Source organism: Candidatus Defluviilinea gracilis, from assembly GCF_057138825.1.
The window spans coordinates 1-21,373 of the sequence record NZ_DBNHEF010000069.1; the positions used below are offsets into that span (position 1 = coordinate 1).

General features: G+C 54.0%; 20 protein-coding genes. 8 read left to right on the top strand and 12 right to left on the bottom strand.

Annotated elements, in window-relative coordinates; all coding sequences use genetic code 11:
* Positions 1-306: 306 nt before the first annotated feature.
* The 6 genes from AC16KF_RS11480 to speE all read right to left on the bottom strand — a co-directional run bounded on the left by AC16KF_RS11480 (position 307) and on the right by speE (position 8,104).
* Positions 307-822: a bactofilin family protein gene (locus tag AC16KF_RS11480; protein WP_484037456.1), complete on the bottom strand. Its 516-nt coding sequence runs from the start codon at positions 820-822 to the stop codon at positions 307-309.
* A 150-nt stretch (positions 823-972) separates the two neighbouring features.
* The gene (locus tag AC16KF_RS11485) at positions 973-1,779 is read right to left on the bottom strand and encodes an enoyl-ACP reductase FabI (protein WP_484037457.1); all 807 of its coding nucleotides are present in this window, start codon (positions 1,777-1,779) and stop codon (positions 973-975) included.
* 35 nt (positions 1,780-1,814) lie between these two features.
* Positions 1,815-2,399: a DNA-3-methyladenine glycosylase gene (locus AC16KF_RS11490; protein WP_484037458.1), complete on the bottom strand. Its 585-nt coding sequence runs from the start codon at positions 2,397-2,399 to the stop codon at positions 1,815-1,817.
* Between the two features lie 101 nt (positions 2,400-2,500).
* Complete coding sequence (locus AC16KF_RS11495) at positions 2,501-3,424, bottom strand: NAD-dependent epimerase/dehydratase family protein (protein ID WP_484037459.1); 924 nt, start codon at positions 3,422-3,424, stop codon at positions 2,501-2,503.
* A gap of 94 nt (positions 3,425-3,518) precedes the next feature.
* A complete protein-coding gene (locus tag AC16KF_RS11500; protein ID WP_484037460.1) occupies positions 3,519-6,833 on the bottom strand; it encodes a TolB family protein in 3,315 nt (1,104 codons plus the stop codon).
* A 440-nt stretch (positions 6,834-7,273) separates the two neighbouring features.
* On the bottom strand, positions 7,274-8,104 hold the full coding sequence (gene speE, locus AC16KF_RS11505; protein WP_484037461.1) for a polyamine aminopropyltransferase: 831 nt from the start codon (positions 8,102-8,104) through the stop codon (positions 7,274-7,276).
* A gap of 121 nt (positions 8,105-8,225) precedes the next feature.
* Between speE and AC16KF_RS11510 the strand changes: the two genes are divergently transcribed.
* Positions 8,226-9,377, top strand: coding sequence for an MFS transporter (locus AC16KF_RS11510; RefSeq protein WP_484037462.1), 1,152 nt, complete (start codon positions 8,226-8,228; stop codon positions 9,375-9,377).
* 10 nt (positions 9,378-9,387) lie between these two features.
* Here the strand turns inward: AC16KF_RS11510 and AC16KF_RS11515 are convergent, their stop codons facing one another.
* Positions 9,388-11,361: an ArnT family glycosyltransferase gene (locus AC16KF_RS11515; protein WP_484037463.1), complete on the bottom strand. Its 1,974-nt coding sequence runs from the start codon at positions 11,359-11,361 to the stop codon at positions 9,388-9,390.
* A gap of 102 nt (positions 11,362-11,463) precedes the next feature.
* Between AC16KF_RS11515 and AC16KF_RS11520 the strand changes: the two genes are divergently transcribed.
* From AC16KF_RS11520 to AC16KF_RS11550, 7 genes are all read left to right on the top strand, one after another.
* Positions 11,464-11,916 (top strand): GNAT family N-acetyltransferase, encoded by a 453-nt coding sequence (locus tag AC16KF_RS11520; RefSeq protein WP_484037464.1) that lies wholly within the window; start codon positions 11,464-11,466, stop codon positions 11,914-11,916.
* Entirely contained in the window at positions 11,913-12,146 is a 234-nt protein-coding gene (locus AC16KF_RS11525; RefSeq protein ID WP_484037465.1) for a TfoX/Sxy family DNA transformation protein, read from the top strand. The genes AC16KF_RS11520 and AC16KF_RS11525 overlap by 4 nt, the downstream gene beginning before the upstream one ends.
* A 93-nt stretch (positions 12,147-12,239) precedes the next feature.
* The gene (locus AC16KF_RS11530) at positions 12,240-12,440 is read left to right on the top strand and encodes a hypothetical protein (protein WP_484037466.1); all 201 of its coding nucleotides are present in this window, start codon (positions 12,240-12,242) and stop codon (positions 12,438-12,440) included.
* Between the two features lie 13 nt (positions 12,441-12,453).
* Positions 12,454-13,005: a DNA-3-methyladenine glycosylase I gene (locus AC16KF_RS11535; RefSeq protein WP_484037467.1), complete on the top strand. Its 552-nt coding sequence runs from the start codon at positions 12,454-12,456 to the stop codon at positions 13,003-13,005.
* Positions 13,006-13,145: 140 nt separating this feature from the next.
* On the top strand, positions 13,146-13,925 hold the full coding sequence (locus AC16KF_RS11540) for an alpha/beta hydrolase (RefSeq protein WP_484037468.1): 780 nt from the start codon (positions 13,146-13,148) through the stop codon (positions 13,923-13,925).
* Entirely contained in the window at positions 13,922-15,043 is a 1,122-nt protein-coding gene (locus AC16KF_RS11545) for an MFS transporter (RefSeq protein WP_484037469.1), read from the top strand. Before AC16KF_RS11540 ends, AC16KF_RS11545 begins: the two co-directional genes overlap by 4 nt.
* Complete coding sequence (locus tag AC16KF_RS11550) at positions 15,036-15,716, top strand: MBL fold metallo-hydrolase (RefSeq protein WP_484037470.1); 681 nt, start codon at positions 15,036-15,038, stop codon at positions 15,714-15,716. The genes AC16KF_RS11545 and AC16KF_RS11550 overlap by 8 nt, the downstream gene beginning before the upstream one ends.
* Before the next feature lie 144 nt (positions 15,717-15,860).
* Here AC16KF_RS11550 and AC16KF_RS11555 read toward each other — a convergent pair whose 3' ends face one another.
* The 5 genes from AC16KF_RS11555 to AC16KF_RS11575 are packed head-to-tail and all read right to left on the bottom strand — an operon-like array spanning position 15,861 to position 21,371.
* Positions 15,861-17,036, bottom strand: a complete 1,176-nt coding sequence (locus AC16KF_RS11555; protein ID WP_484037471.1) for a threonine synthase — start codon at positions 17,034-17,036, stop codon at positions 15,861-15,863.
* 4 nt (positions 17,037-17,040) lie between these two features.
* The gene (locus tag AC16KF_RS11560) at positions 17,041-17,424 is read right to left on the bottom strand and encodes a response regulator (protein ID WP_484037472.1); all 384 of its coding nucleotides are present in this window, start codon (positions 17,422-17,424) and stop codon (positions 17,041-17,043) included.
* Entirely contained in the window at positions 17,421-17,819 is a 399-nt protein-coding gene (locus tag AC16KF_RS11565) for a response regulator (RefSeq protein ID WP_484037473.1), read from the bottom strand. The genes AC16KF_RS11560 and AC16KF_RS11565 overlap by 4 nt, the downstream gene beginning before the upstream one ends.
* Entirely contained in the window at positions 17,816-19,474 is a 1,659-nt protein-coding gene (locus tag AC16KF_RS11570; protein WP_484037474.1) for a pyridoxal-phosphate dependent enzyme, read from the bottom strand. Before AC16KF_RS11570 ends, AC16KF_RS11565 begins: the two co-directional genes overlap by 4 nt.
* A gap of 1 nt (position 19,475) precedes the next feature.
* Entirely contained in the window at positions 19,476-21,371 is a 1,896-nt protein-coding gene (locus AC16KF_RS11575) for a sensor histidine kinase (RefSeq protein WP_484037475.1), read from the bottom strand.
* Between the last annotated feature and the right edge of the window lie 2 nt (positions 21,372-21,373).

Sequence of the window (21,373 nt, forward strand, 5' to 3'; positions counted from 1 at the left end):
GCTGGGTCTGCTTCAGAATTTGAGTTTGACTCGGCGTTTGCCTCGTGAGCGGCTCTAGACTTGTTCAGCCCTTGTTTGGCAACTCCAATACTACTTCAAGTCTAATGGAGCGGAGCGAAGAATCTCCGTCATCGTGTAAGAGACCCTTCGCTGTCGCTCAGGGTGACATACTTAATAGTTTGAAAATAGATAACTGCAGACAGTGAGTTCATAAATAAATATTTACTACGAATAACGCGAAGGTCACAAAGAAAAAACAAAATCTTCGCGCTCTTAGCGCACTTCGCGGTTCAATAGCAGTTTATGTTATTCCGTTGTCTTTTTCTTCTTGCGAATCGTTTGCGTCTTCTCGGCTTCGGGGATGACAATCGGCATCGCCGCAATGGACTCGGCTTGGGCGGCTTCCGAAGGCGTCGTTTCGGGAGCAGGCTCAAGGTCGAGTTCGACCGTTTCTTCCATGCGGATCTGTCCGCGCAGGAACGCGCCTTCCTCCGTCACGAACGCGGTGGTGACCACGTCTCCCCACACGCGACCGCTTCCGCGAATCTCCAACTTTTGAGTCGTGATGTTGCCGCGCACCGCGCCAGCGACAATGACCGCGTTTGCGCGCACGTTCTGGCAAGTGACGCGTCCCGTCTCGCCGACGACGAGCATTCCGCGCAAAGCGATCTCGCCCTCGAACGCGCCCTCGATGCGCACGCCGCCTGAACCGTTGATGCTCCCGTGCCAAATGACTCCCGACCCAAGCACCGATGTGATGCGCTCGACCGCTCCTACGGCGGGTTGTTGTGTTTCTGCTGGTGTTGCGTTGCGTTTGAACATGGGTTGATTTTACCGTAAACACGTACACACGGAAACACGTAGACAAGTACACACGGAAACAAGCACGCAAGTAAAAAGACACGCGAGTCTTGCAACTCACGTGTCTACCTGTGTACGTGTTTACCTGTCTACTTATCCACTTTCCACTTTCTACTGCCCCTCACCCTTCTCTTCCTTATTCGGCATCTGCACGCCCATGATATTGAACCCCGAATCGATGTACAACACCTCGCCCGTAATTCGCGCGGACAGATCCGACGCAAGGAACACTGCCGTGTTGCCCACATCTTCAATCGTGACGTTCTCGCGTAACGGCGACAGATCTGCGAAATGCTTGTACATGTCGCGGAAGCCGCCCACGCCCGCCGCCGCCAATGTGCGGATCGGTCCCGCCGAGATCGCGTTGACGCGAATCTTTTGCGGACCCAGATCATACGCCAGATAGCGTGTCGAAGATTCCAGCGCGGCTTTTGCCACGCCCATCACGTTGTAATGCGGCGCAACCTTCGTCGCGCCCGAGCCGTACGTGAGGCACATCACCGACGCGCCCGAATTCAAATGAGGCAGGAAGGCATTCGTCAACGCGACGAACGAGAACACGGAAATATCCAGCGCGTTCTTGAATCCCTCGCGCGACGTTTGATAATACGGTCGGCTCAACTCGTCGCGTCCCGCAAACGCGATCGAGTGAACAAGCACATCGATCTTCCCAAAATGTTTCGCGGCTTTTTCCGCCACCGCCGCGATCTGATCGTCTTTCGTCACGTCACATTCTTCGAGCCATTGGCACCCCACTTGTTCCGCCAGCGGCTTGACGCGCCGTTCGAGCATCTCGCCCGCGTAACTGATCCCGATGTTCGCGCCCTCGCGATGAAACGCCTGCGTGATTCCCCACGCGATAGATTTGTCATTCGCCAACCCAAACACCAATGCGTTCTTGCCTTCGAGTAATCCCATGCTGTCTCCTTATTTGCATCCGCAGATTTCGCAGATTACACAGATTTATTTTCGATCTTCCAGTCCTTGACTTTAAACCTCCACGGCTTCGACAGCCATGGCTCTGGTGTATTGTTTAAACCCACACGCGGACTTTTCGTCACGAGCGAATTCGGGACTTGGACTCCCGCTTCGATTCTCAACGGGGAGGCTGGTTCAGTCAAGTCGACCGTATTTTCCCTTCGAGTGATCCCCATCGCCTGCGTCAACTTCCCTGGACCAAACGTGTCGCGCCCCTCGCGCCTCTTCGACATGATCTCGCTTCCCTCGATCGGCTGAATCGCGCGGATCAACACCGCCGCAGGGAAATCCACCCGTTCCGTTACCACGTTGAACATCCAGTGATTCCCATACGTGAAATAGACGTACGCATGACCCGCCTCGCCATACATGACTTGCGTACGCGGAGTCCGCCCCGCTTTGCAGTGACACGCCAAATCCTTCTCGCTGATATATGCCTCCGTCTCCACGATCAACCCAACCAGTTTCTTACCGTTGAGAATCCGCACCAACCGCGCGCCGATCAGTTCGCGGGCGACGGTCAATGTGGGGCGATCATAAAAATCTCGTGAATGAATCATTTTTTACCACGAAGGCTTGCACTGAGTTCATCGAAGTGACACAAAGGTCACGAAGGTTCAATGCCTTTAAACTTTGTGTACTTCGTGTCCTTTGTGGTGAATCACTTAAATCTCTCATCCCGTTTCAACGTCAACCGTAACCCCTCCGCCAGCGACAGCGACGGGCGATAATTCAATTTCTGATTTGCCAGCGAGAGGTCTGCTCTCATACGCGAGACGCCGCCTGATGTCTTCGCGTTGTAGATGACCTCCGCTTTGCTGTTCGTTGTGTCAAGCACCTGCTGGATCAAATCTTTGATGCTGGTCTCCGTCCCCGAACCGACATTGATGACCAATCCATTGATGTTCGGCGCGGTTGCAGAGGCGACCAACGCGCTGACCACGTCATCTACATAAACGTAATCGCGGGTTTGCGAGCCGTCTCCGTGCGCGACCAATGTCCCGCCGCGTAATGCCTGCCTCAAATAATGCGGCACCACGGGCGGATGTGACGCGGGCAAATGTTGACCAGGTCCGTAAGCGTTGAAGATGCGCAGGCTGACTGTTTCGATTCCCCACAATCCGCCGATCGTGCGGACGTAGTATTCCGCTGAAAGTTTGGAGACGGCATACGGTGAACGCGGCGCGGGGGTGAAGGACTCTGTCAGCGGCTGATCGGCTAAATCGCCGTACACAGCCCCACTGGAGGCGAGAACGACACGGCGTACGCCGACATCCCGCATCGCCTCCATCAGCGCGACCGTCCCGCCGACGTTGACGTTGTTGTAATCGCGCGGATACAAAACCGACTCAGGCACCGAAACGCGCGCCGCGAGATGATAGACGACATCCACCTCTTGAAGCAGAGTCCACAACTTGGGGCGGTCGCTCACATCGCCGCGCGTGAAGTGGACATCAGGCGAGAGTGATTTGGGATCGCCCGTAGAAAGATCATCCAGCCCGCGGACTTGATGTCCCTCGCGGGCGAGCTGGTTGGCAAGCGAAGAGCCGAGGAATCCCGCGGCTCCTGTGATGAGGAAGTTCATAGGCAAAGATTATAAACGTGGAAACGGGAATTGATTCAATCAAAAAGGACACCGGTCGGTGTCCTTTTTGATTGAAACCATGGGATGTGACGACTTATTTTGGAATGTAGTACTTGACAACCAACTGAGGGCGATTGGAAAGCGTACTGTCATTGCCGCTGAAGAACGTGATGTAATCATCGCTCAAGTCGTCGTTATCGTCCAACTGGAAGGCGAGGCGTAGTTGGGTCATGCCCGTCGGGTTGATAAACGGATTTGCGGCGCTGTTCAATGTGGATATATACCAACCACTGATCGGGTTATTCGAGATCAAGCCTGCCGCACTCAGGCTGGCGGGGTTTTGGAAATCTGATCCTTGCAGGGCTTTGATGCCAAATGGTCCCAGGTTGCCGAACACGCCTTTGCGAATGTCAATGGATATGCCCAGATGAGTGGTGAATGGGTCTGTCCCAACAACGCCTTGACCTCGAATCAACAAGGTTACTTCGGTCACCACGGCGTTGTCCGGCAGATAATAAGTGGGGAAATGTAGGATCGCTCGATATTGGCGGTCCAGCGAATCGTCGCCAAGCCTGAAGATGGTATCGTTGGCGTTCTTTGCGCCGCCTTGATTGCTGTCTTCGCTGGTTTCGAGTATCCAGCCGTCGTTCGTGCCATTCGAGCTGAATATCTGGGAGAGGATCACCGTGGGAGTCTTGTTGATGGAATATTCCTCGCCAACTGTGAAGTTTCCGTTTCCCGCGCCGAGTCCGCCCAAGGGGAGGCTGGACGCGTCCACAATGGAGTCGTTGTCCGCGAGGTCGAGGCGGATCGTTCCGCTGCCTGTGCCTGTTCCAATCGTCACTGTGTATAGATTGCCGAATCCGTTCGCTTCTTTTACGGATGTGCCGGTAATATTTCCCGTTGTGAAGAGGGTAAAGTCGCTGATGTCTACTCCACTGACAACCTCGGAGAAGGTGACAGTGAAGCGAATATTCTCGGCAGTGGATGGGTTTGCGTCGGCGCGTATGATCGAGGTCACAGTGGGAGCCGCGCGATTGAGATTGTATTCTTCGCCCGTTGTGAAATTCCCGTTGCCCGCTCCGCTTCCGCCCAATGGGACGTTGGAACTATCCATGATGCTGTCGTTGTCGAGCAGGTCGAGGCGGAGGGTTCCATCACCGGAGCCGGTGTTTACGGTGGCGATGTACGATGTTCCCGTCCCGGTGATGTCCGCGAGAGTTGCGCCGGCGATATTGCCTGTGGTCGCCACAGCGAAATCGCTTATATCCACGCCAAAGACCGGTTCAGAGAAATTGATCGTGAAGCGGACTTGACTCGCCGAAGTGGGATTCGCATCTGCGCGAACGATTCCGGTAACAGCAGGGATGCTATTGCCAATGATATACGCCTCTCCTGTGTTGAAGTTACCGTTGCCCGCGCCTGCGCCTCCTAATGGATTATCTCTCCAGTCGCGGATGCTGTCATCGTCATTCAAGTCCAGGCGCAGGGCGCCTTCACCGGAACCGGTATTTACCGTGACGGTGTACGTTGATGTCGTTTGGAATTCATCTACCCTCGGTGAAATCTCTATAATGCTGGCGCCCGAAAGGCTACCCGTAGTGGACAGGGCAAAAACGTTTAGATTGACGGGCCAGACTCCTTCTGAGAAGGTCACCGTGAAGCGCGCGGTTCCGACCGGGGCTGGGTTGGGATCGGCGCGCGTAATGGAGGCGACAACGGGATTGTTCTTGTCGATCCAAAACAGATGACCGGTGGTGAAATCCCCGTTGCCTATACCGGCGCCCCCCAGTGGGTTGAGGGCGGTATCTTGGATGCTATCATTGTCAACAAGTTTCAAGCGTAGTTTGCCCTCGCCTGTACCGGTATCAACGGTGACAAAGTATTCACTGCCGAATCCGCTTACCCCTGTGATGGAAGCGCCGGTGATGCCGTCGAGCGCCTCCAGGGAAAAATCATCCGCGCTAACGCCAGAGACTTGCTCTGAGAAGATCACGATAAACGAAACGCTGGACGGAGTTGGATAGGGGCACTGAGAGTTAATCTGCCCGCACTGAGGAGTAACCGAAACCACCGTTGGGTTGCGGTCTGGACCATAGGCGACCTCGCTGGAAAAGATATCCGAGACTCCATTGGTATCCCCGCTGACCAGATTCGAGGCGCTGGACCAGAAGGCAACGATGCCTCCATTCGCCGAAAGCGATGGACTGAAGGATGAGTCGTTGCCGTACTTCACTCGAACGGATTCGCCTCTCTGAAGATCGCGCGTCCAAATATTCGCGATCCCATTATTGTCGCCTTTGTCGACGAAGGCGAAAGCCACGTATCGCCCATTGTAGGAAATAACTGGCTGGTCTAACAAACCCACGGTCATCACACTACCATCTGAGAATACTGAGACAAGGATGGTTTGTCCCATCTGGCGATCGTGTACGTAGACAAGATCCTTGCCGTTCGCCACCTCATCGGTTTCCGGCGCGAGATTCTCTGACTCGGATAAGAATACAACGAATCGGCCGTCCCCTGAAATCGCCGGACTGCCTCCGCCTTTGTCTGCCTGTTCGCCGCTCGAATTGACCGAGACCCGCGTTGTCGTGTTGGCTGACCGGTCGCGCACGAAAACATCCGCGCTGTTGTTCGTATCCCCGCTGACCAGATTATCGCCGCTGGAAGTGAACGTCACGAATTGCCCGTTGGCTGAAATGGATGGGTGGTACGAGGAAGAGTTTGATTGAGTCCCATCGCTGGCAATGGAGACGCGCTCGGTCGCGCCGGTCTGGTTGTCATGCACAAACACGTCGGTCGCTTCATTTGTGTCGTTGGCGACCAGATTGGTTGCATCGGAATTGAAAGCGACGAAACGCCCGTCACTGGAAATCGCCAAAGGGAAATCGGAAAGATCGTTCGCCTGTTCGCCGCTCGAACTGACCGAGATGCGGATCGTTGTCCCCAATTGCCGATCGCGCAGGAAAACATCCGTGGTGTTGTTCGTGTCGTTGGCGACGAGGTTGCTCGCATCGGAGACGAACGCCACGTAACGCCCATCGCCTGAGATCGCCGCGCCGCCGGAGCCTTCGTTTGCCTGCGCGCCGCTCGAATCGACGGAGACGCGCGTCACCTCGCCGGTCTGCCGGTCTTTGACGAAGATATCCGTAGCGGCATTCGTATCGTTAGGGACGAGGTTGTTCGCGTCCGACTCGAAGGCAATGAAGCGCCCGTCGCTTGAAATGGACGGCCGCTTGGACGCCTCGTTCGCCTGTGCGCCGACCGCGTCCACCGAGACTCTGGTCGTATCCCCCGGCGCCGCCCGAACAGATCTGGGCGCGGCGAATATTGTGCTGGAAAGTAAAACCGCTATCGTCAGAAGCGCAACTGCTTTGGAGACACTTTTCAAGGTTCCGTAATACATTTTCTCTCTTTTCTGGCGCGGCTCCTCTTGCGCTCGCTCGGTACCTCGAACGCAAACCGCATTCTCAGTATAGGCAGTTTGGCAAACGGAATCCGTAATTAAATCAATGCAGATTTCCACCGTGGACGAGCCACATTGAGAGGCAGGTTGAAATAGACAACTAATCTCCGAGTAATTTACTCGGAGATTAGTTCAGCCGTTTGATTACCTCAGGACTTACGCAGTTGGCGGGCAGTTGTACTGCCGCCGCCGCAGTGCAACTACGGCGCAACAGGTTCAACTGCGTCAGTCCTATACCTTACACTTTCAAACTCGGGACGCAGACTCGCGCAGAAAAAGCGGATTTCCTTACTTTTGAATCAGCGAAATCGGCGTTTTCACCTGCCCTTGCGGGCGGTGCAAGGGTCTGCGTCCAAAGGGCATTCTGTAAGCTACTCAGTTCAGCCGTACAGTTCCTTTCTGAAAAATTCGGGCAGGGCGAACGCCGCTTTGTGAATTTCAGGGTTGAGGTAATTATTTTTTCCAGACGGGTAGGGGGTTTTCAACCCGTTTTCCCAGGGCGTATCGGAAATGTACATGAATCCGATCCCGCCGCCGGGGTAGGTGGGGATGTTGGCGTAGTAGTACGCGGGATGTTTGACTTTCTCTTGCGCCGATTGATAGATCTGCTTGATCAACTCGGTATCGAAAAACGGTTGCTCGCATTGAGTCGCCGCCGCGCCGCCGGGGACGAGCGCGCGGACGACGAGTTTTTGGAATTCATCCGAGAAGAGTCGTTCCGCCATGCCGATGGGGTCGGTGGTGTCGGAGATGATCACATCGAATTGACCGGGATTCTCCTCGAGGTACGCAAAGGCGTCCCGCACGATCAGCCGCGCGCGCGAGTCAGCCCAAGGGTCCCCGAAAGAAGCGGCGAAGTGTTCGCGCGACAAGTCCACCACGCGCTGATCCAATTCGCAGACGACCGCCTCTTCCACCGAGTCGTATCGCAAGACCTGTTGCAACGACCCGCCGTCGCCGCCGCCGACGATGAGCGCGCGTTTCGGCTTGCCCACCGCGAGCATCGGAACGTGGACGATCATTTCGTGATAGCCCATGTTGTCGCGTTCGGTGAGTTGGATGATGCCGTCGAGGATCATGGCATTGCCGAAAAATTCAGTTTCGACCACTTGCAGATGTTGGTATTGCGTTTGCTCGTCGGCAAGGATGCGTTTGACGCGAATCCCTTTGCGGTAATAGGGATGGAGTTCTTCAGTAAACCAGATGCTCATGTCGCCTCTTTTTTGCGGCAGTTATACTACGATGCGCAAGAACGTCAATCTTTTTGAGGAGCAAATTGTCTCAGCCCTGTCTTCCCAATTCATCCTTCACCCCTCATAATTCAGCCTTCTCATGATCTACCTCCTCATCGAATTCCTCGACGAACTCGTCTTCGGCGTTGGCGAAGTGGCGTTGCCCCTCATCCGCGACGAACTGCGCCTCACCTACACACAAATTGGATTGCTCCTCAGCGCGCCGGGCATCCTCGCCGCGTTCATCGAACCGTTCATCGGCATCCTCGGCGACGTGTGGCGACGCCGCGCGCTCATCCTCGCTGGCGGATTGCTGTTCACCGTTTCCCTCTTTCTAACCTCCGCAAGTTATTCCTTCATCCTTCTGATTTCATCCTTCATCCTTTTTAACCCCTCCTCCGGCGCGTTTGTAAATCTTTCGCAAGCGAACCTGATGGACTCCGACTCGAATCGCCACGAACAAAACATGGCGCGCTGGACGTTCGCCGGGTCGCTCGGAGTTTTGACCGGTCCGATCCTCCTCGGACTTTTTGTGTACCTCGGCCTTGGATGGCGCGGGACGTACGCCCTGCTCGCTTCTTTCTCGACGTTCTGCCTGCTCGCCGCGTGGCGGCTTTTACCGCCCGATAAAGATTCCTCTCCCTCGTTCCCCTCGTTCAACGTTGTCTTCGACGGATTCCGCGCCGCGTTTGCCGCATTGAAACGGAAGGAAGTCTGGCGTTGGCTCATCCTGCTCGAATTCGCCGACTTGATGCTCGACGTGCTGTTCAGTTTCCTCGCCTTGTATTTCGTGGATGTGGGCCGTGTCACCCAAACCCAAGCAGGGATCGCCGTCACGGTTTGGCTTGCGATGGGACTCATCACCGACTTTCTGTTCATCCCATTTGTTGATCGCCAAAAAGACACGATTCAATTTCTGCGCCGCACCGCCCTCGTTGAGTTGTTCGCTTTTGCAGGGTTCTTGCTCGTCCCCGGCTTCATCCCCAAATTGATTTTCGTCATCCTCGTCAACCTATTCAACACGGGCTGGTACTCCATCTTGCAGGGACGACTCTATTCCAGCCTGCCGGGTCAATCCGCCAGCATCATGGCAATCGGCGCGGTGACAGATCCGCTGGTGAAACTTCTTCCGCTCTTGCTCGGCTTCCTCGCCGACCAGTTCGGTCTCGGCGTTGCGATGTGGCTGTTGATTCTGGGACCCGTTGCTTTGCTTGTCGGGCTTCCGCGAGATTCCTCGGGACATTCTGCGTAAGGCGAGTTCTCTAATTGCAGGTGATTTGGTGTAACTCGATTAGATTGTCTTTGAATATTGATTTTCCACATGCGGGAAGAAAAATAGTTTCAAAATACTCCAGGGCATTTCTGTGGAGACGCCTTGGATCATGCAGGCTGATGAACCAATAGGCATCGGGCTTCCCTAGAAGAAGATGCGTCACACCGCTCGATTTTAGTTCGTGAGCCAGTGTTTGTGGGTTGGGGGAATCCGTGCTTAGAAGAATCGCCCTGGTCTGTTCATCGTCGGGAAGGCACCGGGAATCGCAGTAATATCCCTGCCCTGACCAGAGAAACAGGACGCGATCTGTCTTGCCTATGTTTTCGAGGATGAACTCTGTTGCCTTGTAGTCATATACATTTTCTTCAAGAAATTCGGCGGTTGTGATCTTTCCGAATAGGTATCGAAGCGTGCCCGTGCTGGAAATTTCGCCGATTTGGTAAGCGATTGTGATCAGCATAAAGCCCGCAATGAAGAGGATGGATGTAATGCGTTTGACGGAACTGGGAAAAGCGGACATGACCCAAGCCGCCAGTAAGGCGAGACAGCCTGAAAGGGGGAGCAGGAATCGAATCACATCCATGCTGAGACTCCAAACGATAAATCCGGTTAGTGAATAAATAACAAGAATCGCATGATTCTTCCACCCTTCCTTAATGAAGAAGATGCCGAAGCCCAGCCAAAGCAACGGATGGATTATTTCAAGGGATAACGTTGCAAATCGAGGCTGTGCCAGATAAAGATTGATCGGGATCATTATGAAATCCATAATGCCTTGACCGGTTCCAAAACTACCCATGTAATCGTTGAAAAGTTCTTGCTGAAGCGCGCCCCACCCGGGTCCGCCAAAAACGAGAGGGTAAAACGGATTGCCTGCCCATGCCAAATTTTTGATGTACCACGGCGACGCAATCATTGCCGCTATGAGACCGAATATTGCCAGATTCTTCAACGGAGACCATTTTGTATCGTCTTTAAATTTCACGGAAAATCCCAAAACGAGAAGTCCCGCGATGCCAATAAAAGGAATGGATAAATATTTTGTTCCCGCCGCCAACCCTGCCATACTACCGGCGAGGATGAGAAATTTATTCCTTTGTGTCCGATCGCTTATCGAAGCCCAAATTGAGAGGGTCAATATGTACAAGAAGTCATAACATGCCCATGAAAAATCGTTACCCGGGGAGGTTGCGTAGGTTGGAAAAGCCGGGTTTCCTGCCAAGATACAAACCGCGAGGATTCCGATGGACGGGTTGAAGAATCGCCTTCCATAAGCATACACGCTAAGAAAAAACAGGATGGTATACGTTAGACCGATCCATTGAGAGAAGATGTCGACCTGAAAAGCGATGCCGACGAGAAATAGCATTTCGGTCAGGGCGGGATAGGAGAGGCGATAGAATTCAGAGTCGAAATAATAGCCTCCATGTTCCAAAATGAGGCGCGGGATCTGAAGATGGTACATGAGAGCGTCGTAATCCCGAACCGGCGTCAATATCATGGGTATTAACGCAAACATGGCTACGCAAAAGATTAGCAGAAATATTCTTTCCAACCCTTTTTGGCTTGTGTAAAATTTCCAAAGAGGAAGCCGTCCCTGTTTGGCAAGCGTTGCGAATATATCTTTCCACTGGAACGAAGCGACAAAACCGCACATTGCCAGCCAAATGTAAACTGCAAGGACGGTCAATTGCCCGACTAAACCCAGGATCAATACGCCAATAGAGATTACCCCAAGACCAAGAGCCAGCGCAATTAGGGCTTGCTCCAGAATAGTAGAGTCGATAAGTTTGACGGTCAGTTTTTTTCCTGTCCCCCATGCCGTGATGATGGTGAAAAAATATAGTATGATCGTGAATGAGATTTGCGTCCAAGTTTGGGCATCATCCTGGATGAGACGAGGCGAAATCACCCTCAACCCAATAACGATAATCCATATAAACCAAACGACTTGGTAAAACACTTCAAACCTCCTGCAAGACCCGTCAATGGAATCATTATACTTCAATGGATTCGGCTGGTTGTTTTGCAATTAGGTTTGCCGCAAATAAAATTTGGACCTGCGATGCTGATACGAGAAGTTCGCGCAGACGAATATGGACTCCTTTCGGAGCTTGCCGTCTCTGCCAAACGTCACTGGGGCTACCCCGAACGGTGGATGGAGATTTGGACTCCGCAATTAACCTTTGCCTATGATTATTTTGAAGAACATGAAGGCTGGGCGGCTATTGACGACGAGAAGCCCATTGCGTTTTACACATTAGAAGACAACAACGGAATCGCGTGGCTCGAAAATCTCTGGGTCTTGCCCGAATACATCGGGAGGAGTGTAGGCAAGGAATTGTTTCATCATGCAACGGCTCTCGCGCGAGGACGCGGTTACAAGTCTCTGCAACTCGAAGCGGATCCGAACGCGTTGGGATTTTATGAGAGAATGGGAATGAAGAAGATCGGCGAACGACATTCCGATGTGGATGGCACGCCGCGTATCCTTCCGATCATGGAAATTGCATTGTGAAAAATCTCGGTCCGAAAAGTAGTGAATGGCTGGCATCGGTTGGCGTGCATAACCTCGATGATGTCGCGCGGCTGGGTGTCGTTGAGACGTACAAGCGCGTCAAAGCCGCGTATCCTGAAAAGGTGACGCTCAACATGTTGTGGGGACTTCAAGCCGCGTTGTTGGGTATCCCTTGGAATGAATTGCCTGACGATATAAAAGAAGACTTACGAAGACAGGTTGAAGAGTAAAATTACCATTCTGATTGCTTTGATTTACCATTTGCTGGAAGAGTACGATATGAAAATTGTGTACTCGGACAACTAGGAGAGATTATGCCGAGAATGAACTACCCCGATATAAATATTTCAAAGATTGGCAAAGTCAAGCGTCGCCGTTCTCGCAAAAAGTTAACATTGAGAGAAATCGAATTAACGCGCGAAGTTTTTGGCATGTGGTCAGATCGTAAAGATATTACTGACAATTGGCTTGATAAGGGGCGTGCGAAATGGAAAAGTGATTTTTCCGCAGATCAATCATCCTAACTGGAATACCTACATGACCACCTATTGCGATTACGTCAATTCACATCCTGAAGACTTATTCAACAAGATTTACCACGACACCCAATACGGATTCCCGCTCGATGACGACAACCTGCTCTTTGAGCGATTGATCCTTGAGATCAATCAGGCGGGGCTTTCGTGGATTCTGATTCTGAAGCGGGCGGAGAACTTCCGCAAAGCCTATCGTGGATTTGACATTGCAAAGGTGGCGAAGTTTGGCGAGAAAGACCGCGCCCGCCTCCTCGCCGACGCGGGGATCATCCGCAACCGCCTGAAAGTGGACGCGGCGATCGAGAACGCCAAGCGGATTCGCAAACTGCAAAAAGAATTCGGCTCGTTCAAAGGCTGGCTCGACGCGCATCATCCGTGTTCAAAGGACGAGTGGACGAAACTGTTCAAGAAGACATTTGTGTTCACCGGCGGCGAGATCGTGAACGAGTTCCTCATGTCAACGGGGTATTTGCAAGGCGCGCATCAAAAAAATTGTCCGACGTTTAAGAAGGTGGCAAGTCTCCGCCCCGCGTGGATGCGTGGTAAATCGTAGATAAATCGTGCTGTCTGCCTTGTCGCAGTGCAACTGCGACAAGATCTAATGTGTGACAAGATCTAATGCCCGACAAGATCTAATGCGCGACAAGAACCTGTTTTGTATCGATGCGCCTCAGATAGTCTATAATTCCAACTATGTCTCAAATCATTCAAACGGCTGAGCCGTTTTTCTTTCTTGGCGACTCGACCAAACCCGCCTGCCTGCTCGTTCACGGATTCACCGGGGCTCCCAAAGAGATGCGATTGCTGGGGGAATTTTTGAATCAGCATGGCTATACCTGCCTCGGTGTTCGGCTCACCGGTCATGCCACCACGCCGGAAGATATGGTTCGCTCGCGTTACACGGATTGGATGGCTTCCGTCGAAGATGGTTATCATCTGTTGCGCGGCGTTTCGCAAAACATCATTTTGATCGGGCTTTCGATGGGCGGCGTGCTTTCGCTGTTGATGTCTATAAAGTTGAAGGTGATGGGAGTTGTGGCAATGTCTACGCCGTTTACGTTGCCGCGTGATTATCCGATCTGGATGCTGAAACTCGTCAGCGTTTTCAAAAAATATAACCCCAAGGGAAAAGGCAAACCCGGTAGCGGATGGTTCGACAAGGACGCATATCGTGAGCAGGTTTCGTATCCGCAAAACCCCATCCGCTCGACGGCGGAGTTGAAAAAATTGATTCTGGAAATGCGCGCCGCTCTGCCGAATGTCCACGCGCCTGTGTTGCTCATGCACTCGAAGGACGATGCGTATGTGTTGCCCGAAAACATGGAAAGGATCTACGCCGAGTTGGTCAACGCAGAAGGGCGGACAAAACTGTCCATTGGCGGATCAGGCCACGTCGTCACGAAAGACGCGGCTCGTCAGCAGGTATTTGAGTCGGCGCTGGAATTTATCCAGCGTATCGGAGGAAAGGTTTGAATCGTAATCTTGTATTTATCGCACTCGCTCTGCTCACATGGGGATTCGGCGAAGGGTTGTTTTTTAATTTCCAGCCCATCTATCTCAAAGAGTTGGGGAGCAGTGAAGCGGAGATCGGACTCATCCTCGGCGCGTTCGGCGCGGCGATGGCGATCACGCATATTCCCGCAGGCAGACTCGCGGATCGCATCGGTCGCCGACCTCTGCTTGTCATCGCATGGCTGACGGGATTGTTCTCGACGATTGTCATGGCATTCGCGCGCGACCTGCCGATGTTTCTCGTCGGCATGATGTGTTATGCCTTGACGGCGTTCGTCTCTTCGCCGCTCAGTAGTTATGTCACCGCCGCGCGCGGGGAGTGGTCGGTTAGCGCCGCGCTTTCGATGACGACTGCCACGTTCAGCATGGGCATGGCGCTGGGTCCTATCACCGGCGGTTGGATCGGCGAGCGTTTCGGCTTACATTCGGTATATTCTGTCGCGGCGGGAATCTTTGTGATTTCATCGCTTCTGATTCTTTTGATTCAAAACCAGCCGATTGATCAGCACGACCCTGAAGCGCCTCCGCTTAATCTATCGGACAACACGCGCCTGAAATATTTTTTTGGGGTAATTGGGTTCGCCGTTTTTGCCATGTACATCGCCCAGCCGCTCACGCCGAATTTTTTAGAAGACGCGCGCGGACTCTCGCTGTCAAACATCGGATTTGTGTTTGGGTTGGGCGCGTTGGGCAATTCGCTCATGGCGATCATGCTGAGCCGCGTCGAGCCGCATCGCGGATACGTCATCGCGCAGGTGATGGTCGCCGCGTTCGCGTTCATCCTTTGGCGCGGAACGGGGACGCCGATTCTCGCTCTCGGATATTTTTTGCTCGGCGGTTTTCGCGCGTCGCGTCCGTTGGCGGCGGCGCAGGCGCGTTCGCTTGTTCATCCATCGCAAATGGGATTAACTTACGGCGTGATCGAAACAATCAACTCGATCATCTATATTCTTGTCCCGCCTCTTGTAGGGTTGATCTATGAGAGCAATCCATTTTCGATCTATCCGCTCGCGCTTGTGTTGATCGGCGTTTCCATTATCATCAGTATGATCGTCCCTCGGAGATTGGTCTATGCTTGAGATCGTTTCGTTCACTCTTGGTCCCGCGCAAACCAATGCCTATCTCGTCGCGGATTCGCAAACGAAAGAAGCCGCGGTCATTGATCCCGCCTGGGATGGGCAAATCATTTTGGATGCCGCGCAACAACGCGGCTGGCGCATCGGTCACCTGTGGTACACGCACGCGCACTTCGATCATATCGGCGGCGCGGCGGTGATTGCCGATGCGTTGAACCCTCTGCCGCTCGTGGCGTTGCATCCGAACGACCATGTGTTGTGGCGAGCAGGCGGTGGCGGCGCGTATTTTGGATTCGACATTGACCCGGGTCCTGAACCGACGATTGATTTTGTACACGGGATGAAATTGCGGCTCGGCTCGGTGGATTTTGAAATCCGCTTCACGCCGGGACATACAACTGGTCACTGCGCCTTATACGTTCCCGCCTCCAATCCTCGCGCTGAGCGGAGTGACCCGACAGGGGAGCGCAGTCGAAGCGTCTGCTTCTGCGGCGACCTCATCTTCTCTGGCTCCGTCGGCCGCACCGACCTCCCCGGCGGCGATTGGGAAACTCTTGTGAAAAGTATCCGCGAGCAGATATTTACGACGCCCGATGATACGCGTTTGCTTTCTGGTCACGGTCCCGAAACGACGGTGGGGGAGGAGAAGAGGAGTAATCCGTTTGTGGGGTTTTAAGTACCGCAAGATTCTTGCTCTGAGCCTGTCGAAGAGTATCTTGCGATTCACGGATTCTTTGCAACCTGAGATAAACGCGATCATGCCGCAGTTCAACTGCGGCATGAATTTAATTTCGCAAAGTGAACTTTGCGGTACGCGCCGCTAGTTTTTGCGATCTAAATACTTCAATCCCGACCCTGTGTTGAACAAAACAATTTTTTCGTCTTTCTGAACCCAGCCGTGGGCGATCAAATCTTTGAGGGCGGCTAGTGTTGCCGCGCCTTCGGGGGCGGCGAAGATTCCTTCGGCGCGAGCCAGCTGTCCCTGCGCTTCGAGAAGCGCTTCGTCGCTCACCGCGACGGCGGTCCCGGCGCTGTCGTAAATGTCTTGCATGATGAGATGATCGGCGAAACTCTTCGGCACGCGCAAGCCCGAAGCGACTGTCTGCGCATTCGTCCAGAAGTCGCAGAACTCCGCTTTGGCTTGGAAGGCTTTGACCACCGGCGCGCATCCCTCGGCTTGCACCGAGACCATGCGCGGACGTTTTGTATTTTCGAGCCAGCCCAGTTCCTCGAGTTCGGCGAAGGCTTTCCACATGCCCACGAGACCCGTGCCGCCGCCGGTGGGATAAACGATCACGTCGGGCAACGTCCAATCGAAGGCTTCGGCGAGTTCGTAGCCCATCACTTTTTTCCCCTCCACGCGATATGGCTCTTTGAACGTGGAGACGTCGAACCAACCTTCTTCGCGCGCTTTGATGCCCGCCATGCCCGCCGCGTCGCTGATGAGGCCGTCCACGAGGATGACTTCCGCGCCGGTCATGCGGCTCTCTTCGATGTTGGCGATCGGCGTGTCTTTGGGCATGAAGATGTGCGCCCTTAAGCCTGCGCGCGCCGCGTATGCCGCCATCGCGCCGCCCGCATTGCCCGCGGTGGGAATGATTACTTTTTCGACGCCGAGTTCTTTGGCTTTGGAGACCGCCGCGGCTAACCCGCGCGCTTTGAACGAACCGGTCGGGTTACTGCTTTCATCTTTCACAAAAAGATTCGTCAGCCCCAATTCTTGTTGGAGACGAGGCAGGGCTAATAAAGGAGTATCGCCTTCGCCAAGAAAGATCTGATTTTCGCGGTGGAGCACCGGGAGGAATTCCTCCCAGCGCCACATGCCTCGTGTGCGGCGAGTGATCTCATCGCGGTCTACGTGGCCGCGCGCTTTTTCCAAATCGTACACAGAGAGAAGCGGCGACTGGCATGTAGGGCAAAACGTATGAAGATCTTCATGCGAATACTTCTCGCCGCATCCCGAACAGAGTAGATGAGATAAATGAGAGGCGGTCATTATTTTACGGGGTCGGAACGAACGCTTCCACACGCGCCCACAATTCGCGGATGTTGATCGGCTTGGACATGTACACGTCGCAACCGGCTTCCAGCGCTTTTTCGGCGTCGCCTTTCAAGGCGTTGGCGGTAATGGCGATGATCGGCACCGAACTCAGTTCGCGTTTCGCGCTGGCGCGCAACCGCCGCGCCACTTCGTACCCGTCAATATCCGGCAGGTTGATATCTAATAGGATGAGGCTCACATCCTCCGCTTCCGCTTTTGCAACGCCGTCTATGCCAGTCGGCGCATGTAACAATTTGTACCCGCGCGCTTCCAAAGCGCGTTTGACGAGCATGGTGTTATCCGGGTTGTCTTCCACATAGAGAATATTATGTATTTCTGTCATGACCTAACTCCTCGGGCTTCCAACTGAATTAATCCTTCCACGGTGTCTATAAGCTCCTGAATGTTAATCGGTTTCGATAGATAAAAATTACAGCCCGACTCGAGAATCTTGGCATCGTCGCCTCTCATTGCATTGGCGGTAACGGCAACAATGGGTATCTCAGCCAGCCTGGTTTTTTTGCTGGCGCGTAATCGACGGGCAACTTCATAGCCGTCAATATCGGGCAGATTGACGTCCAGCAAGATCAAATCCACCTCTTCGGTTTCTGCAAGGAGGATTCCCTGTAAGCCGGTGCAGGCTTCGATCAACGTATAATTTTCCGATTGCAGCACCCGCCGAACGAGAGTCATGTTGTCCGGGTGGTCTTCGATGTATAGAACGATAGGCGCTGTCATGTTTGCTCTCCTGTCGGTTCGCTGGATTCTTCGATGACATGGATCACCTGGTCCACAAATTTTTTGGTGGAAAGCGAGCCTTTTTGATACACCGCTTGAATGTGACCGTTCAAGCGTTTTCGTTCTTCGGTTGTGATGTCTTTTGCGCTGACCACGACGATGGGAATATCTTTTGTGCGCGGGTCGAGTTTCAGTTCTTCAACGAACCCGAACCCGTCTATGCCGGGCATGGTGAGGTCCGAGACGATCAGGTCGGGTAATTTTTGGCGAGCCATTGCGAGACCTTCCCAGCCGTCTTTGGCATGATAGACGCGATAGGATTTGTGCCCTTCGAGCAAACGGCGGATGAGCAAGGCGTCGTCGGCGTTATCGTCCACGAGCAAGACAGTGGTTGCCTTTTCATCCAGATTTTCCAGCGCGGCTTGCAGACCTTCGCGCGGGGCGGGAGATTGATCTTTGCTCAAGTGTACATCCACTGCCCATTGATCGCCAAGCACATGTTTTTCAACGGGGAACGTGTGACCGGTGCAATTGACGACAACTTTCTCGTCGGTTCCAATTGTGCCGGTACGGATCAACTTCTCGAGTCCCGCGAAGGCGACGGCGGTTGCCGGTTCGACCGCCATGCCCTCGCTTTTGGCAAGCGCGCGCATCGCGTCGAACGCTTCGGCATCGGTCACCGATTCCATCACGCCGCCGAACTGCTGGGTGAGATTCCATAAATAAGTATAGGCTTTGCCGGGATCGCCGGTGGATAAAATGATGATGCTCGTTTCGGGAATCACCGCCTCGGCGGAATCTTTGCCGGCTTTGAAAGCATTCACCATCGGGGCGCAACCTGCGGCTTGGATAATTCCCAGTTTGGGAATGCGGTCAATGAGACCCATGTTGAATAATTCTTTGAAGCCCTGATACACGCCCAGCGGTCCCAACCCGCCGCTGACTGCCTGGATGTACCAATCGGGCGCGTGCCAATTGAGTTGCTCGACGATTTCATACGCGATGGTCTTCATCGCTTCACGCGCAGAGATGGAAGATGCGCCACGATCGAGCAGGAGTTGACGCCGTTGCGCGAATTGCGCGGCGATCTGTTTGGTCTGGTCGTAATTGCCGCTGACGCGAATCACCTCCGCGCCGAATAACGCCGCCTCGCGCAGTTTTTCCTGCGGCACGAGGCTGGTCATAAAGACCCAGAGTTTGATTCCCGCGCGCGCGCATGCGGCGGCATAGGCGACAGCGGCATTGCCTGTGGAGGCGATGACCGCTTCTTTGATTCCTTTTTCCGCCATCGCCGCCACGGCTCCCGCCGCCTGACGATCTTTGAAGGAGGAGGTCGGCCCGTAGCGTTCATCCTTGATGTAAACTGAAGCATGCCCAAGGTCCGGAGCGAAGCGCTGCGACAGCCAGAGGGGAGTCCCGCCGGCGGGGTAAAGATCCAACGAGGCGGGGTCGTTCAGCGGGAGGACATCCTGATAACGCCACATGTTCGAGGGGCGGTTTGGGAGGCCGCGTAAAATTTCGCGCTTGAACGCGTTGTAATCGTAGCGCGCCTCCAGCCATTGCGAATCGCAATTTTTGCAGACTGCGGGAACGAGGGGTTCGTACGGCTGTTGGTTGCCGCAGAGATTACATTCAAGATACTTGGGCGTTGCCATATTATTTTTCTCGTTTTTCTACCACTTCTGTAACGCGCGCTTCGAGAGGCATTTCGACAAAGAAGGTCGAGCCTTCGCCGTGGATGCCGGCGCTCTCAGCCCACAAGCGCCCGCCGTGCATTTCAACGAGACGGCGGCTGATCGGCAGACCCAAACCCGTTCCGCCCGCTTTGCGCGTGGTGGATACGTCCACTTGTGTGAATTCCTGAAACACCGATTCAAGATCGTTCTGCGGAATGCCGATGCCGGTATCTTTGACCGAGATCAAGATTCTCGCTCCGGCGACGGGCTTTGCGCAGATCGTAACCTTGCCCGCCTCGGTAAATTTGATGGCGTTGTTCACAAGGTTGATCATCACTTGCCGCAAGCGCGTGTTGTCGGCATAGACTTCAATGGTTTGATCCGACGCGTCGTCAATGACGAGCGAGAGTTTCTTGTCAGCCGCCAGCGTCGAGGTAATGCTCACCACGTCATCCAGCAGGGCGTGCGCTCTGAACTTCTCAAGGTTCAAGTTCATCTTGCCCGATTCGATCTTTGCCATATCCAACACATCGTTGATGAGGTGTAAGAGGTGCTGTCCGTTCTTTTGGATGAGACGCAGGTCGTTGTCCATGTTTTCCGTCAGCGGGCCGTCCAAGCCTTCGAGCATCACATCTGTGAAACCGAGGATCGAGTTCATCGGCGTGCGCAACTCATGCGACATGTTGGCGAGGAACGCGGACTTAAGGCGGTCGAGTTCCTTCAACTCCTGGGCGCGTTTTTGCAACTCTTCGGTCAGGCGCAAGGTTTCGAGATGGATGCTTGTTTGCTTGGCAATGGATGCCGCAAGTTCTTTGGCTTCCTCCGAAACATTTGTTAAGCCCGAGACGGAAAGTTGTCCGATCGGTTCGCCGCGCACCATCAAAGGTTGTTGCAGGTCAACAGCCGCCGCGATCGTTTCATTTGCCATCGGCGATACCTTGATCGAGTCGTACACGAAGCCCGTTGCGGCTCCTTCTTGCTGGGCGTAACTATCCCAGTTCTGGCGCGTGAGGCGACGCGTGGCTTCTTCCGCTTCGGCGCGGGCGCGCGAGGCATCCGCCAATAAGCGGATATTCTCAACCTGTTGCCCGACCTGTTTGGCTATCGCTTGGACGAGCGTTTTATCCTCTTCTGTAAATGTTCCGTTGCCTTTGACGAAGAGTCTGCCGACCTGCTGGTCTAGCACTTGCATGATCTCTTCATGGTCGTATTGTGTGGGCGCGGGTTGAGTAAACGGTTCCACGGCCGCCTGGTCGTAGGCGTAACCGATGCGTTCGCTGTTATGAATGGCGTCGAGGAAGTTCGCCCAATTCCGATGCGTGAATTGATGAGTCGCATCTTCGGCTTCGGCGCGCGCGCGTTCGGCGGCGGCGAGCAGGCGGAGGTTCTCGATCTGAAGCGACGCTTGTTGCGCGACCGTGTTCGCCAGTTTGATATCGTCTTGCGTCAACGGGCGTTCGGGCGATTGAGCGACCTGCACTTCGCCGATCGTCTTTCCGCTAAAGGTTAGAGGACTCTTGACCACATTCGCTTCATTCCGGACCTCGGGCTGGTCGCCTCGAACCGGCAGGACTTGATCGCCCATGTAAGCGAAACCAACCTCTTCCTTTTCGTACAGAAGCGGCGCCGAAGAGATTTGCGATTCGTTCTCTTTGAGGCGCGATTCCAATTCGAGGATGCGCGCCTTGAGCGCTTCCACTTCTTTTTCATTCGGCGAAACGGGAGCGGGTTTGTTGGATTGCGAACCTCCGCCATTTGCAGGCGCGGTCACTACGGGTTCGCCGTGCCCATTCCTCTTCGGCGATTCCGAAGAGTCTGGTCGTTCCATCCCTGCGAACAACTTTTCTACCCGTTGTTTGGCTTTGTTGTCGGTCATCG

Bases quoted from the DNA above. Each gene is read 5' to 3' on its own strand.
- AC16KF_RS11480 (WP_484037456.1), bottom strand. From the start codon at position 822: ATGTTCAAACGCAACGCAACACCAGCAGAAACACAACAACCCGCCGTA.
- AC16KF_RS11485 (WP_484037457.1), bottom strand. From the start codon at position 1,779: ATGGGATTACTCGAAGGCAAGAACGCATTGGTGTTTGGGTTGGCGAAT.
- AC16KF_RS11490 (WP_484037458.1), bottom strand. From the start codon at position 2,399: ATGATTCATTCACGAGATTTTTATGATCGCCCCACATTGACCGTCGCC.
- AC16KF_RS11495 (WP_484037459.1), bottom strand. From the start codon at position 3,424: ATGAACTTCCTCATCACAGGAGCCGCGGGATTCCTCGGCTCTTCGCTT.
- AC16KF_RS11500 (WP_484037460.1), bottom strand. From the start codon at position 6,833: ATGTATTACGGAACCTTGAAAAGTGTCTCCAAAGCAGTTGCGCTTCTG.
- speE (WP_484037461.1), bottom strand. From the start codon at position 8,104: ATGAGCATCTGGTTTACTGAAGAACTCCATCCCTATTACCGCAAAGGG.
- AC16KF_RS11510 (WP_484037462.1), top strand. From the start codon at position 8,226: ATGATCTACCTCCTCATCGAATTCCTCGACGAACTCGTCTTCGGCGTT.
- AC16KF_RS11520 (WP_484037464.1), top strand. From the start codon at position 11,464: ATGCTGATACGAGAAGTTCGCGCAGACGAATATGGACTCCTTTCGGAG.
- AC16KF_RS11530 (WP_484037466.1), top strand. From the start codon at position 12,240: ATGAACTACCCCGATATAAATATTTCAAAGATTGGCAAAGTCAAGCGT.
- AC16KF_RS11535 (WP_484037467.1), top strand. From the start codon at position 12,454: ATGACCACCTATTGCGATTACGTCAATTCACATCCTGAAGACTTATTC.
- AC16KF_RS11540 (WP_484037468.1), top strand. From the start codon at position 13,146: ATGTCTCAAATCATTCAAACGGCTGAGCCGTTTTTCTTTCTTGGCGAC.
- AC16KF_RS11550 (WP_484037470.1), top strand. From the start codon at position 15,036: ATGCTTGAGATCGTTTCGTTCACTCTTGGTCCCGCGCAAACCAATGCC.
- AC16KF_RS11555 (WP_484037471.1), bottom strand. From the start codon at position 17,036: ATGACCGCCTCTCATTTATCTCATCTACTCTGTTCGGGATGCGGCGAG.
- AC16KF_RS11560 (WP_484037472.1), bottom strand. From the start codon at position 17,424: ATGACAGAAATACATAATATTCTCTATGTGGAAGACAACCCGGATAAC.
- AC16KF_RS11565 (WP_484037473.1), bottom strand. From the start codon at position 17,819: ATGACAGCGCCTATCGTTCTATACATCGAAGACCACCCGGACAACATG.
- AC16KF_RS11570 (WP_484037474.1), bottom strand. From the start codon at position 19,474: ATGGCAACGCCCAAGTATCTTGAATGTAATCTCTGCGGCAACCAACAG.
- AC16KF_RS11575 (WP_484037475.1), bottom strand. From the start codon at position 21,371: ATGACCGACAACAAAGCCAAACAACGGGTAGAAAAGTTGTTCGCAGGG.